Genomic DNA, 13,629 nt, shown 5'->3' on the forward strand with positions numbered 1-13,629 from the left:
GTTTAATCAGGATTTCAACGGCGTGCTCTAGCGTCCGGGCATGGGTTCCGGATGTATCTCGGCTGTAGCCGTCCCCGTTACGGTCCGCCGGTGACCACAGAAACGCCGCGCGCGAGGCGCGCTGCCCTGTTCCGGCTCGGGACGGTAGTCGTCGCCGGCCTGGCCGTGGTCGGCATCGCCGTCACCGGCCACGCCTCGCTGCCCACGGACCTGCAGTTCGCGGACGCCGGGCACTGGGTCTACAACACCTCGGCGCAGTCGGCGGTGCACGTCGACGGCGCGACCGGCCAGGTCGACGCCCAGGCGGCGGTCCCCGGAGCGGAGGCGGGCAGCCCGGTCGCGCAAGGGGGCCGTTCGGGCTACGTCGTCGACCGGACGCGGATCACCGAGTTCAGCAAGTCGACGCTCGGCGTCGAGAGCAGCAAAGCGCCGCCCGCCGCCGAGGAACCGGTCGTGCTGGAGGTCGCGGGCGGCCCGTACCTCGTGTACCGCAACGCCGGGCAGATCGCGCGGCTCGGCGACCCGGCGGCGACCGCCCCGGCCGGCGGGCCGCTGTCCGCGCCGGTGACGACGTCCGACGGCACGGTCTGGGTGCACCGCATCGACAACGGCTCGATCTGCGACCTCCCGCGCGGCGCCACGCTCCTGACCTGCCCCGGGCAGCTGCCGCAGGGGCACGACGCGTCGCTCTCGGTCGTCGGCGACCGCCCCGTCGTGCTCGACACGACGGCCAGCGTGCTCCGCTCGGTCGGCGCGAACGGCCTCGGCGAACCGGCCGACCTCGGGCTGTCGCTGCCCGCGACCGTCCAGGTGGCGAGCGACGACGTCGACGGGCAGCTGGCCGTCGTCGACCCGGACCACGGTCAGCTGCACCTGATCGACGCCGCCGGCCTGCTGCAGAACCGTCCGGTCGCGCGGCCGGTGTCGGTCCCGCTGGAGAAGGGCGGCCACTACGCCGGGCCGGTCGCGACTTCGCACACCGTCGCCGTGGTCGACCAGGCCCGGCACGAGGTGCGCACCTACGACAGCAAGGGCACGCTGAAGAGCAGCAAGCCGGTGCCCGAGGGCGGCGGCGAAGCGCGGCTGTCGCTCGGCCAGGACCACCGGATCTACGTCGACAACCACGACGGCTCGCACATGGTCGTCGTCGACGGCGGGAGCGGCGTGGCCGCGGACGTGGACGTCAGCGCGAAGACACAGCCCAAGCCCACTCCGCCGCCGCAGGAAACTCCGTCCAGCAGCCAGCCTCCCGCACCTCCCGCGCCGCCGGGTCCGCCCGCGCAGCGGGACAATCCGCCCCCGCCGGTCGCGAAGCCGACCCCGCCGGGTTCGCCGCGCAATGTCCGGGCTACCGCGGGCACCGGGTCGGCCACGGTGATGTGGACGTCGGCTCCCAGCAACGGTTCCCGCGTGGTCCGGTACGTCGTGTCCTGGTCCGGCGGTTCGACCACAGTGGACGGTTCGCGGTCGCGGGTCACGGTGACCGGGTTGACCAACGGCCAGTCCTATTCCTTCAGTGTGGCCGCGGAAAACTCCGCCGGCCGGGGCGCGGCGGCCAGTTCCGGTTCGGTCGTGCCGGGCGGAGCCGCCGAGGCGCCGAAGGTCACCGCGACCGTCGGGTCCAATGGCGCCGTTTCGGTGAGCTGGACGACTCCTGACCTGCACGGCGCCGACCTCGACCACTACGCGGTGAGCGCGTCCGGACAGGGCGACCGGTCGGTGTCGGGGACGTCGACCAGCTTCCAGGGCCTGAGCGGCACCATCACGTTCACGGTCCGGGCGATCACCTCGTACGGCTCGGGCGGGCAGCTCACCGGCAGTCCCGGTTCGGCACGGGCGACGCTCGCGTCCGGCCCGCCGTCGGTGAAGATCACGAGCGTGCGCAGCACGAACGCGCTGATCGTGACGGTCGACGCCGACCCGAACGGCGGCGCGGCCACCTGCCAAGCCTCGTTCATGGGCGCGACTTCGCCCGCGAAGTCCTGTTCCGGCTCCACCCAGCTCACGATTTCCAACGTGGTCTGGGCCGGGGCGATCACGATCAAGGCTACGATCCGGAATTCCGCGGGTTCGGCGAACGACAGCTGGACCGGCGTTCCGACCACCTCATGAGAAAGGCGAACGTGAGCTTCACGCCGAAAGCGGCCTACGACCTCATCGCCGACAACGTGCAGACAGTGCTGCGCGGCCATCCGGACGTCGTCCGGATGGCGGTCGCGGCGCTGTTCGCCGAGGGGCACCTGCTGATCGAGGACGTGCCCGGCGTCGGGAAGACCACGCTGGCGCGGTGTCTCGCGGCCAGCGTCGGCGGCCGGTGGAACCGCATCCAGTTCACCCCGGACCTGCTGCCCGGCGACATCCTCGGCGTGATGGTCTACCACCAGCACGCCGAGAAGTTCCAGTTCCACCCCGGCGGGATCTTCGCGAACGTGGTGCTCGCCGACGAGATCAACCGCGGCACCCCGAAAACGCAGGCGGCGCTGCTCGAGGCGATGGCCGAGCGCCGGGTCACGGTCGACGCGGTCAGCCAGCCGGTGCCGCGGCCGTTCCTGGTGGTGGCCACCCAGAACCCGATCGAGATGGAGGGCACCTACCGGCTGCCCGAGGCGCAGCTGGACCGGTTCCTGATGCGGTTGTCGGTCGGTTATCCGAGCCACGACGCGGAAGTGATGGTCGTGATGGGCGACTGCGCGGGCGTCACCGCCGACGAGCTGCGGCCGGTGCTGCGGATCGAAGACGTGCAGCAGGTCATCGCCCGCGTGCGGCAGGCGTACCTGGCGCCCGAGGTCGTGTCGTACGCGGTCCGCCTCGCCGCCGCCAGCCGCAGCCATCCGGCCGTGCGCTACGGCGTGAGCCCGCGCGGCAGCGTCGCGCTGATCCGTGCCGGACAAGGGCTCGCGGCCACGCACGGCCGCGATTTCGTCACCCCGGACGACGTGAAGGACGTGGCGCTCCCGGTGCTGTGCCACCGGCTGGTGCTGACCCCCGACGCCGAGCTGAACCAGCGGCGGGCCGAGGACGTCGTGGCCGAACTGCTCGCCGACACCGCCGCCCCGACGGCCGCGCCCGGGCGCTGACCATGCGGCTCACCCGCCGCGGGATCGCGGCGCTCGCCGGTGCTGTGCTGGGCTACGGGCTCGGCGAACTGGCCGGGTATCCGCTGCTGCGCGTGCTCGCCGGGATCGTGGCCGGCGCGGTGCTCGCCGCGGTGTTCGTGACCCGGTCCCGGCCGAAGGCGGAGATCTCGCGGTCCGTCCACCCGGAACGCATCGAACGCGGCCGGCCGGCACTGGCGACTTTGGCGGTGCGCAACGAAAGCGAGCGACGGCACGGCGGGTTCGCCGCGCAGGACTGTGTGGGCGCGGACGTCCGCGAGGTGCAGGTCCGCGCGCTCGCGCCCGGCGCCGCGGCGACCTACCACTACGAGCTTCCGACCAGTGTGCGCGGCAGGCTCGAGGTCGGGCCGCTGGTGCTGCACCGGTCGGATCCGTTCGGGTTCGCGCGCGCCGACCGGACGCTGGGCGCGGCCGCGTGCCTGTGGGTGCATCCGCGGCTGAACCCGATGCGCCCGGCCGCGTCGGGGCACCCGCGCCACCACCACGACGGCCCGATCACCGATCCGCCGCTGCGCGGTTCCGCGGACCTGCTGGCCGTGCGCGAATACATGCTCGGCGACGAAGTCCGGCACCTGCACTGGAAAGCCAGCGCCCGGACCGGGCGGCTGATGGTGCGCGACTACGCCGATCCGGCGCAGTCGCGGCTCACCGCGGTGCTCGACACCCGGTCGGACGCGATGCGGCCGGAGGTGTTCGAGGAGGCCGTCGAGGTCGTGGCGTCGCTGCTGTACGCGTCCGCGATGGCGGGCCAGCACTGCCGATTGCTGACGTCGTCCGGGCTCGAAACCCCGGTGGGGAGCGGGATTCCGACCGCTCGTCTGCTGCTGGACGAACTCTGCCTGGCCGCGCAGAATCCGGACGATTCGTTGCTGCTGCCCGCGCCGCGGCTGGCTGCTGCGCGCCCGGGCGGGGCGCTGGTCGTGGTCACCGGGCCGGAGGCCGATCTCGGGGCGGCGCACCGCTGGCGTCCGGAGACCGTGATCCGGTTGGGCGTTCGTGAGCCGGGCGTGCGCGCCGGTTCGATCGACGCGGTGGATGCCGCGGACGCGGCGGCGAAGTGGAATGCCCGGGGCGTCGGGTGAACGCCCGCTTGGCAGTGACCGGACTGCTCGGCTCCACCGCGGTGGCCGGGCTGTTGTTCGCGCCCGTGTTCGGGTTGCCGGCGTTGGTGTTGCCGGTGCTCGTGGTCGTGCTGCTCGGCTACGGAGGCGCCGAGCTGTGTCTTCGCCTGCCGCGGCTGACGGCGTGGCGTCCGCTGGTCGTGCTGACCGCCGGATTGCTCGGAATCGTTGAGACCACGCTGTTTTCGACCACCGTCTCCGGATTGCCGACGGGTGCCTCGCTTGCGGGACTGAGACACGGGCTGACCGAGAGCTGGCTGCAAACGCTGCAGTCGACGTGGCCCGCGCGACCGGACCCCGGGCAATTGCTGTTCGTGCCACTGGCGGTGCTGCTGGCCGTCGTGCTCGGGCTGGAACTGTTGCTGCGCCTGCGAATGCCGCTCGTGGCGCTGCTGCCGAGCCTCGCGGTGGCGGGTCTGGCGCAGGCGTATCAGGCGCTGACCGGATTCACCGCGCTCTACGCCGCAATCGTGTATCTCGCGCCAGCCGGATTGTTGCTGTGGGGGGCGCGGCCCGGAGGCGGATCTCTGCGATTGCGGCGGCCGTCCGGTTCGACCGCGCTGGCGGTGCTGCCGCTGGTGGTCGCGATCGCCGCCGGAGCAGTCGCGTTCGGCGGGCTCGACCCGGCGGGGCGGGAGCCGTACCGGCTCGCCGACGGCCATCCGGTGCCGCCGCCGCAAAGCCCGGTCAGCAACCCGCTCGACGAGATCGCGGGACAGCTGGCCGATCCGGCGCGGCCGGTGTTCAGCTACCGCAGCACGGCTCCGGTCGACCGGTGGCGGCTGGTCGTGCTGAACGGGTTCGACGGGGCGGGCTGGTCGGCCGAACCGAAGCTGCGCCGGCTCGGGCAGCGGCTCGACGGCGTTCCCGGCGCGCCGGAGGTCTCGGCGGAGCTGAGCGTGCCGCCGCTGTCCGGGCCGTGGCTGCCGAGCCAGCCGGGCTTGACGAGCGTGACCGGTGCCGCGCCGCTGGTGGATCCCGGCGCGGGCGTGCTGTTGTCGGCCTCTCCCGGCGGGCAGACCGATTACCGGATGACCTGGTCGGCACCGGAGGCGGACGCGAAGTACCTGGCCACGGCGCCAGTGGACGCGGAGGCGCCAGGCGGGCTCGGCGGGGTCGGCGCGGTGCCCGACGACGTGGCGCGGCTCGCCTGGACCGCGGTGCACGGCCTGCGCCCGACGTTCCAGTCCGCGTTGCAGCTGCAGCGATTTCTCCAGCAGAACTACCAGCTCGCGGTCGGCGACGACCTGCCGACCGGGGCTTCCTGGCCGCAGCTGCGGCAGTTCCTGACCGTCTCGAAACGAGGGACGAGCGAACAGTTCGCCGCCGCGTACGTCGCGCTGGCCCGGATCACCGGCATCCCCGCGCGGCTCGTGGTCGGCTACCGCGGCGCGGACACCGCCGGGGCGCACGTCGTGCACGCCGGGGACGCGCTGGCGTGGCCGGAGGTCGCCGTCGCCGGGGTCGGCTGGGTGCCGCTGGACCCGACGAAGTCCGCGGTCACGTCGGCCAAGTCGTCGGGACTGGCGGGGGCCGCCGGACGGGCGCAGTCGCAGTTGCCGCCGCTGGAAAAGCTCCAGCCGCCGGTGGCGCCGCCGGACAGCAAGCCGGAAGCCGCCGCGTTCGTTTCGGGAACGGGCAACTGGCCGTGGTGGATCGCGGCGGCGGTGGTGCCCGGGCTGGTGCTGTGCGGGCTGGTCGCCGTGCCGTTGGCGAAGCTCCTCCGGACGAGACGCCGTCGCCGTCGCCTGGGCAAGGACGCGATTTTCGGTGCGTGGGCGGAGGCCCGGGACCGGCTGCGCGCGCACGGGGTGGCGTACCGGGCGGGGATGACGCCCCGGGACTTGGCCGAATCGGCGGGCACGGAGCTGGGGGAGCGGGTGCGCGAGCCGGTGCTGCGGCTGTCCGGCGTGATGGATTCGGCGCTGTGGTCCCGGTTCCCGCCTTCGGAGAGTGCGGTGGGGGTCGCCTGGATGGAGATCAGGGAGCTGCGCCGGGCGCTGGCCGGGCGTCCTTGGCCGCGCCGGGTGCGCGCGGTCTTCGATCCGCGGCCGTTGTTCCGGCGGTCCGCTTAGGACAGTGCCCGTACGGCCGCGTCTTCACGTCCGTGAGGGGAACCCTGAGGGAATCAGATTCCCTCAGGGTTCCCCTCACGGACCGTAACTCCCGGCGCGGCGGCGGTCGTCAGGACGTGCAGACCGCGCCGCGGATCGGGACCGGGGGCGTTTCGTACACGTGACTGCCGTCCGTCGCGCGGATCTGGAAGCAGTACTTGCGCGCCGGGTCCACCGGGACCGACATCGTGCGGTTGCGGTTGGCCACCAGCACCATCGGCGCGATGCGCTCGGCGCCCACGACGACCGCGAAGTCCAGATTGCCCTCGGCGGTCCAGGTGAGCTTGATCTGAGTGCCGAGGTCGGCGGGGGCCGCGAGCGCGAGGTGCACGTCCGGGGCCGGGGCCCGCTCAGCGGGCGGAAGCTGCCCGGAAGACGGCGCGGTCCCGAGCGGCAGCGCGGGCTGGGGATCCTGTTTCGAGGTCAGCATCGGGACCGCGATGAGCGCGCCGACGGCCGCGACCAGCCCGGCGGCGAGGGCGGGCCACCAGGCGATGCCGGACAGTTTCTTGGTGCGGCTGGGTTCTTTCGTGTCGGCGAAGGTGTGCAGGAGGGTTCGGCCGGGGGTTGGGGTGGGGGCGGGCTGGCGAAGGATGCTGCCCGGACTGCTGTTGGGTTGGTGCTGGGGTGCGGTGAAGTCGACGGGTTGCTGGGGGATGCTGCCGAGACCGCTGCCTGACTGGTGCTGGGGCGCGGTGAAGGCGGCGGGACTGGGCGAGGCCCCGGATTCGTGAGAGGCATCGACGAAACTGGCGGGGCTGGGCAAGGCCCCGGGTCCGTGAGAGGCATCGACGAAACTGGCGGGGCTGGGCAAGGCCCCGGGCTCGTGAGACGCACCCGCGAAACTGGAGGGCTGCGGTGGGACGCCGCTTGGACCGGCGGATTGGTGCGGTGCCGCGCCGCCCGAACCACCAGGTTGCTGTGGGGGCGTCGCGAAACTGCCCTCCTGCTGCGCGGAGCCGGGCTGGTGAGGTGCTGCGGTGGGGCCGCTGTCTGTTTGGTGTGGTGTGTGGCCGGTTCCCGGCAGCTGCGGGGCGGGGCTTTGCTGGCCGCCGGGCTGGTGCTGTGCCACGGTCGGAGTGCTGGGTTGCTGGTGGGGTGTGGCGATGCCGCTGGGCTGCTCCGCGGAGCCGGGCCAGCTGCCGGGTTGCTGGTGGGGCGTGGCGATGCCGCTGGGCTGTTCGGCGGGGTTGGGCCAGTCGCCGGGTTGTTGTGCCGCGCCGCTTGGAGGGCTGGGTTGCTGGTGGGGTGCGGCGATGCCGCTGGGCTGCTCCGCGGAGCCGGGCCAGCCGCCGGGTTGCGGTGCCACGGTCGGAACGCCGGGTCGCTGGTGGAGCGCAGCGAAATTCCCAGGCTGCCGAGCGGATCCGGGCCAACCCCCGGGTTGCGGTGCGGCGCCGCCCAAACCGCCGGGTTGCTGCTGGGATCCGGCATGCTGCGGCGCAGGCCCAGGCCAGCCACCCGGTTGCGCCACCCCGCCGAACCCGCCCGGCCGCGGCACCATCCCCCCGAAGCCGACCTGCTGCCCATGCCCCGCGAAGTCGTCGAATTCCACCTCGGCCGGAGCGGCGCTCGCCCGGTACAGCCGCTCCAGTGTCTCCGCCACCGCGGCCGGGTCTTGCGGCCGGTCCGCCGGGTCCTTGGCCAGCAGCCGCCCGATCAGATCCGTCAGCGCGGGCGGCGCCGAGGGCACCCGGATCGGCGGCACCGGGTCGCGGAACACCTGCAGGATCCGTTCGGCGCGCTGCTGCCCGGTGTGGCGGGGGAACGGCGACGAACCGGTGAGCGCCGTGTAGAGCACCGCGCCGAGGCCGTACAGGTCGCTTGCTTCGGAGAGGGCGTCGTCCCGCAGCGTTTCCGGTGCCGCGTAGTCCACCGCGTGGAGGGGGTCGCGCGGGAACCGCCTGCGCAGGGCCAGCCCGAAATCGGCGAGAGCGAGTTCGCCCGAACGGCGCAGCAGCACGTTGTGCGGCGTGACCCCGCCGTGCACGACGCCCACCTGGTGCGCCGCGGCCAGCGCGGCCGAGACGGTCCAGCCGACGGCGAGCACGTCGCGCACCGGCAACTGCCCGTCGAGCAGCTGCGCCAGCGACCGCTGGCACAGCTCCATCCGCACGCCGAGACGGCCGCCGGACAGCTCGCCGACCTCGTCGGCGGGCAGGATCGCCCGTTCGCCGCGCACGGCGGCGAGCGCCTTGCGTTCCCGGTCGAGCCGGGCGGCGGTGTCGCGGTCGAGGACGCCGTCGAACACCTTGACCGCCACGTCCTCGCCCGCCAGCCGGCCCGCGTAGACCCTGGCGACCGGTCCCTCGGCGAGCAGCCGCTCCTCGCCCACCCCGATGCTCATGGCCGCCATTCTCCCCTGTGCGGGCCCGTCCGGCGCAATGCCCGGGCAGGTTCCTGCCTCGCGTGAGCGTGTCATCGAAACCTCATCCGCCGCGGCCTAGTTTCGATCCCGTCACCACAGCTTCGGCGGCCCGCGCCGCCTGGAACGGACAGGAACCACCATGGACATCTGGCACATTCTCGCCAAGCCGATCCTCACCGGCCTGATCATCTTCGGCGTGGGCTGGCTCAGCATGACCGTCCGCAAGCGCCGGGTCGCCCGCACCGAAGCAGCCGCCCCGGCGCCGGCCGAGGACCGCTCGCAGACCGTGTTCCGGCAGGCGCAGCAGTTCGACGCCGAACGCGACGCGCTGGCCGCCCGCGGAGAGGACGCGCTGGCCAAGGCGCGCGCGGCGGTGGACAGCTGGCAGGAGCTCGCGCAGCTGCGGCCGGGCCGCTTCCAGTCCGAATTGCAAGCCGCTTCCGCGCGTTTCGACGAGTTGAGCAGGTCCGCGCGCCCGGCCTGAGCCGTCCTGAAAACCGAAGGGGGAATTCCGATGCCCGCCGCCTTGTGGACCGGCCGTCGCGCCGAACCCGCCACGGTCACCACCGACGTCGCCGCGACCGTGCAGAAGGAACTCGGTCTCACCGCCGCTCCAGCGGCGATGACCTTGCCCGGCAACAGCACCGGCGTCCCGGCAGGCAGTCTTCTGCCGCCGCGCGAACGCTTCAGCGGTATGCCCGCGCCGACCGAGTGCTTCGTCTACCTCGACGCTCAGCAGCCCCGCCCGTTCGAGCTCCGCGCCGCGGTCATGAGCGGACGCACGGCGGTGCGCCGGGCGCTCGGCCTGGGCGCGCTGGTCTACGCGGTGCCGTTGCGCCTGCCGAACCCGGTCCGGGTCTCACTCAGCTCGCCCGGCGGCAGGGGACTCGCCCCGTTCGAGGGCGACCCGGCGGTCGCGGGCCCGCTGAACGCCGACGCGGATCTGCTCGAAGCCGCCAACCGCCTGTCGAGCACCCGCGCGGGCCAGACGAAAACGCTGCCGAGCGGCACTGCCCACCAGAGCTGGGACGTCGATCGCCTGCTGATGATCACGCCGGGTGCGGACGGCGCGGTGCTGATGGTGCGCACCCTGCACCGCGTTGTCTCGTCTGGCTGGCAGCTGCGCGCGGACACCGTCCTGGACTTCGCGGCCCGGCTCGAAACCGCCCTTCGCGGAGTGTGTGCCTGACCACGGACCATCGGCCTGCCCTTGCCCTGGAAACACCGATGGGGCAAGGGTATCGCCGCGTCCGGAAAGTCCTTTGTGGACATACAACGAGCCGCCCGGACCGGCGGCAGGTTCCTGCCTCGGCTCCCCGCGGCGGCGATTCCCGGGAGAAGGTGGGCGCATGCAGACAGCCGGCTTGATCAGAGTCACGATCGCCGCCCCGAAACGACGGATCGACATGGCGCTCCCCGAGCACGCCAGTGTCGCGGAGCTGCTGCCGGGCCTGCTCGCCCGCGCGGGCGAGGGGCTGGCCGACGACGGCGCGGCGGGCGGCGGCTGGCAGCTGCGCCGTCCTGACGGGGCGAGGTTCGACCTCGGCCGCACGCTCGCCGGGCACCGGGTGCGCGACGGCGAGGTGCTGCATCTGCTTCCGGCCAGGGCCGACTGGCCGGAACCGGAGTACGACGACGTGGTGGACGCGATCGCGACCGGCGCGAGCGGGCTCGGCCGGGCGTGGGGCCCCCGGCATACGCGCACGGCGGGCCTGGCCGCGGGCGGTGCGACTGTCCTCTTAGGACTGGTCACGGTGCTGCGCGCCGGTGCGCCGTGGACCGGTCCGGCGGTGTGGTCGCTCGCGGTCGCCGGGCTGCTGCTGGTCGCGGGGGTCGTTCTCGCCCGGGCGGCCGGGGACGCCGGAGCGGGCGCGGTGCTCGCCGCCGTCGCGTTGCCGTTCGCGTTCGTCGGCGGCGGACTGCTGCCAGCCGGGACGCACGCGCTGACCGATCTCGCGCCGGGGCAGGTGATGCTCGCCGGGGTGACGCTGACGCTGGCGGCCGTGGCGGGCTATCTCGGCGTCGCTGCGGCCCAGCCGTGGTTCGCGGCCGCGGCCACCGCCGGATTCTTCGCCCTGGTCGGCGGTTTCGTCGGGGCGAGCGGCGATTTCGCGGCTTACCAGGCCGCCGCCGCGCTCGCCGCCGGGCTGCTGGCACTGTCCATTGTGTTCGCACCGCTCGCGCTGCGGCTCGGCAAGGTGCCGATGCCGGTGCTGCCCCGGTCGACCGCCGATCTGGTCCGGGACGATCCGCAGCCGCCGATCGACCGCGTGCACGCCGCGGTGGCCCGCGCGGACGGCCTGCTCACCGGCATGCTGGCCGGCGCGGCCGCGGTGGTGGTGTGCTGCGAAGCGCTGCTCGTGCACGAAGGCAGCACCGCCTCGGTGACGATGGTCGCGGTGGTCTCCGCCGGATTCCTGGTCCGGGCCAGGCTGTATCCGACTCTGCGGCAGCGAATCCCGTTGCTGGCGACGGGAATAGCCGGGGCCGCGGCGCTGGCGACGGGACTCGGCTCCGGGCCGTCGATGCCGCTGGTGTCCTCCGGGGCGATCCTGCTCGTGGTCGCGGCGGCCGTCGTCGCGGCGGGTCTGCTGTTCAGCACCCGCGCGCCGAACCCGTATCTCGGCCGGTTCGCGGAGTACTCCGAGATCCTCCTGGTGTGCGCGCTGGTGCCGGTCGCGTGCTGGGTGCTCGGGCTGTACGGCTACGTGCGCGGGCTGGGGGGCTGAGGGCCGTGGCGTCGAAACGCGATCAGCTCCAGGCTTACCAATTCCTCGTCCAGCGCGCGATTTCCGCCCTGGTCACCCGGGAGACCGACCCGGAACAGCCCCCGTTCCGCCGCTCCGGAGCCGCCGCGTTCGCCGGGATCGCGCTGGCGATCGTGTCGCTGGCCTGCGTCGGCGTCTACGGGATGATCGTGCCCGGCGGCAACGAGTCCTGGCGCGGCCAGGCGGCGGTGATCGTGGAGAAGGAGACCGGCACGCGGTACGTCTACCAGAACGGCAGGCTGTACCCGGTCGCGAACTACACCTCCGCCCTGCTGGCGCTCGGGCAGCACGCGGCGACCGAGCAGGTGTCCGGGAATTCGCTGGCCGGAGTGCCGCGCGGGCCGCGGATCGGGATCCCGGACGCGCCGGACGCGCTGCCCGGCCCGGAGCGCCTGCGGACCGGGTCGTGGTCGCTGTGCTCGACGCCGGCCCGCGACACCGCCGGGAGCGCGATCCAGGAATCGGTCCTGCTGGCCGGGGCCGAACCGGACGGCGGGACCGGACTGTCGGACGCCGCCCTGCCGGTGCAGCTCGTGTCGACCGGGGACCGCTACCTGCTGTGGCACGGCTACCGGCACAAGATCACCGAGTACGGCACGGTCGGCACCGGGCTCGCGCTGACCGCCGCGTCGTGGGCGAGAGCGGGCCAGGCCTGGCTGGACGTCGTGCCCGAAGGCGCGCCGATCGGACCGCTCCCGGCCGCGCAAGCGGGCCGTCCGTCGACCGCTGTGCCCGGGCGATCCGACGTGGTGACCGGCTCGCTGCTCGTCGTGCAGACCGCGGGCGGCGGGCAGCAGTACTACTCGGCCGAGCAGGACGCGCTTCGCCCGATCACCGAGCTGCAGTACCAAATCGAGCTGGCCGACGCTCAGCTGGCGCGCGCCGCTTACTCCGGCGCACAGCCCCGCGCGCTCCCGCTGGCTCCGGCGGAGGCCGCTGCGGCTCGTCAGCTGGACCCGGTCCCGGCCACCGCGGACGCCGCGCCGGTCGCCCGTCCGCAGCTCGCCCGGCTGTCCGATCAGGACGCCACGCTGTGCGCGGTCTACGCGCCCGGCGCGAGCGCGCCGCAGCTGATCGTCGGCCCGGAACTGCCGCCGGAAAACCAGCTGCTGTCCACCGCGGGCCGGTCCGCCTCGGGTACTCCGCTGGCCGATCGCGTCTACGTGCCGCCGGGCTCGGCGGTGCTGGTCGAGGCGATGCCGTCCGCGCAGGCCGTGTCCGGCACTCTGACTCTGGTCACCGACCTGGGCCGGCGCTATCCGCTGGCCCGGCCGGATGTCGCGAAGACGCTCGGCTACCCGTCGCCCGCGCCGGTGCGGCTTCCCGGCGGGCTCGTGGCCCGGCTGCCGGAAGGACCCGGTCTCGATCCCGCCTCGGCGATGCGGCCCACCGTGGCCGGGTGACGAGCCTATGCTGGCGCGGCACTGGTCACGGAGCCTTGGGGGTCGTCATGCCGGAACGTCGTGCCGGACAGCGGATTTCGCGGACGGCCGTGCTCGGGATCGCGCTTCTCGCACTGGCCGGATGCGGCTCCGGCCCGCAGCCCGCCGACGAGGCCGGCGCCAGCTCGTCGACGGGTGCTCATTCGTTCCTCGACCTGGTGCGGGCGTCGGGCCTGGCGAAGGGGCTGCGGTTCCGGCCCGTCCTCGCCACGGCGGCGACGGCGTCCACCGGCACGCCGCCGAGCGAGCGGGACCGGCAGAGCACCGATCCCGCCGTGCAGAAGCGGACGCTCGAGAGCTTCGACTGCGGACTGAGCCGCACCGATCCGCTGACCGGCGAGGACGACGCCGCGCTGCCGCTGGTGACCTGTGACCGGTCGAGCGGTACCCGCTATCTGCTCGGCCCGGCGGCCCTCGACGGTTCCGAGGTCAAGTCGGCGGGCCTGAGCGACGCGCCGGGGAACGCGGTGTTCACGGTCGACGTGACGTTCACCCCGGACGGTTCCGCCAAATGGGCGGAGCTGACCGCGAAGAACGTCGGCAAGCAGATCGCGATCGTGGTGGGCACGCGGGTCATGGTCGCGCCCGCCATCATGCAGGCTATCCCCGACGGCAGGGCGGAGATCACCGGTTTGCGCGACCAGTCGGAGGCGGAGGATCTCGCCGACTGGTTGAACGGCCGCTGAGCGGGACCGCGCGG

Annotated in this window: 10 protein-coding genes; 9 read left to right on the plus strand and 1 reads right to left on the minus strand. The window is 73.5% G+C overall.

Annotated features, from left to right (window positions below):
• Positions 1–90 precede the first annotated feature (90 nt).
• From ACZ7SW_RS33545 to ACZ7SW_RS33560, 4 genes are read left to right on the plus strand one after another with little or no spacing between them, the layout of a single operon-like run.
• A complete protein-coding gene (locus tag ACZ7SW_RS33545; protein WP_470234378.1) occupies positions 91–2,112 on the plus strand; it encodes a fibronectin type III domain-containing protein in 2,022 nt (673 codons plus the stop codon).
• 11 nt (positions 2,113–2,123) lie between these two features.
• Positions 2,124–3,077 carry an AAA family ATPase gene (locus tag ACZ7SW_RS33550; RefSeq protein ID WP_470234379.1) on the plus strand — a complete coding sequence of 318 codons (954 nt, stop codon included), beginning with the start codon at positions 2,124–2,126 and terminating at the stop codon, positions 3,075–3,077.
• Between the two features lie 2 nt (positions 3,078–3,079).
• Positions 3,080–4,198, plus strand: a complete 1,119-nt coding sequence (locus ACZ7SW_RS33555; protein WP_470234380.1) for a DUF58 domain-containing protein — start codon at positions 3,080–3,082, stop codon at positions 4,196–4,198.
• Entirely contained in the window at positions 4,195–6,312 is a 2,118-nt protein-coding gene (locus ACZ7SW_RS33560) for a transglutaminase TgpA family protein (RefSeq protein ID WP_470234381.1), read from the plus strand. The genes ACZ7SW_RS33555 and ACZ7SW_RS33560 overlap by 4 nt, the downstream gene beginning before the upstream one ends.
• Positions 6,313–6,421: 109 nt before the next feature.
• Here ACZ7SW_RS33560 and ACZ7SW_RS33565 read toward each other — a convergent pair whose 3' ends face one another.
• A complete protein-coding gene (locus ACZ7SW_RS33565; RefSeq protein WP_470234382.1) occupies positions 6,422–8,698 on the minus strand; it encodes a serine/threonine protein kinase in 2,277 nt (758 codons plus the stop codon).
• Between the two features lie 160 nt (positions 8,699–8,858).
• Here ACZ7SW_RS33565 and ACZ7SW_RS33570 point away from each other — a divergent pair, with 160 nt between their 5' ends.
• The 5 genes from ACZ7SW_RS33570 (at position 8,859) to ACZ7SW_RS33590 (ending at position 13,615) form a co-directional block, all read left to right on the plus strand.
• Positions 8,859–9,203 carry a hypothetical protein gene (locus ACZ7SW_RS33570; RefSeq protein WP_470234383.1) on the plus strand — a complete coding sequence of 115 codons (345 nt, stop codon included), beginning with the start codon at positions 8,859–8,861 and terminating at the stop codon, positions 9,201–9,203.
• Between the two features lie 30 nt (positions 9,204–9,233).
• Positions 9,234–9,908 (plus strand): hypothetical protein, encoded by a 675-nt coding sequence (locus ACZ7SW_RS33575; protein ID WP_470234384.1) that lies wholly within the window; start codon positions 9,234–9,236, stop codon positions 9,906–9,908.
• 160 nt (positions 9,909–10,068) lie between these two features.
• Positions 10,069–11,448 carry a type VII secretion integral membrane protein EccD gene (gene eccD / locus ACZ7SW_RS33580; protein ID WP_470234385.1) on the plus strand — a complete coding sequence of 460 codons (1,380 nt, stop codon included), beginning with the start codon at positions 10,069–10,071 and terminating at the stop codon, positions 11,446–11,448.
• 5 nt (positions 11,449–11,453) lie between these two features.
• A complete protein-coding gene (eccB, locus tag ACZ7SW_RS33585; protein WP_470234386.1) occupies positions 11,454–12,890 on the plus strand; it encodes a type VII secretion protein EccB in 1,437 nt (478 codons plus the stop codon).
• Between the two features lie 47 nt (positions 12,891–12,937).
• Positions 12,938–13,615, plus strand: a complete 678-nt coding sequence (locus ACZ7SW_RS33590) for a SecDF P1 head subdomain-containing protein (protein WP_470234387.1) — start codon at positions 12,938–12,940, stop codon at positions 13,613–13,615.
• The last annotated feature ends 14 nt before the right edge of the window (positions 13,616–13,629 follow it).

It is taken from the genome of Amycolatopsis sp. NPDC114484, assembly GCF_055633755.1.

Coding starts and splice junctions, on each gene's coding strand:
- ACZ7SW_RS33565 (WP_470234382.1), bottom strand. CDS start 8,698: ATGAGCATCGGGGTGGGCGAGGAGCGGCTGCTCGCCGAGGGACCGGTC.
- eccD (WP_470234385.1), top strand. CDS start 10,069: ATGCAGACAGCCGGCTTGATCAGAGTCACGATCGCCGCCCCGAAACGA.
- ACZ7SW_RS33590 (WP_470234387.1), top strand. CDS start 12,938: ATGCCGGAACGTCGTGCCGGACAGCGGATTTCGCGGACGGCCGTGCTC.
- ACZ7SW_RS33570 (WP_470234383.1), top strand. CDS start 8,859: ATGGACATCTGGCACATTCTCGCCAAGCCGATCCTCACCGGCCTGATC.
- ACZ7SW_RS33555 (WP_470234380.1), top strand. CDS start 3,080: ATGCGGCTCACCCGCCGCGGGATCGCGGCGCTCGCCGGTGCTGTGCTG.
- ACZ7SW_RS33575 (WP_470234384.1), top strand. CDS start 9,234: ATGCCCGCCGCCTTGTGGACCGGCCGTCGCGCCGAACCCGCCACGGTC.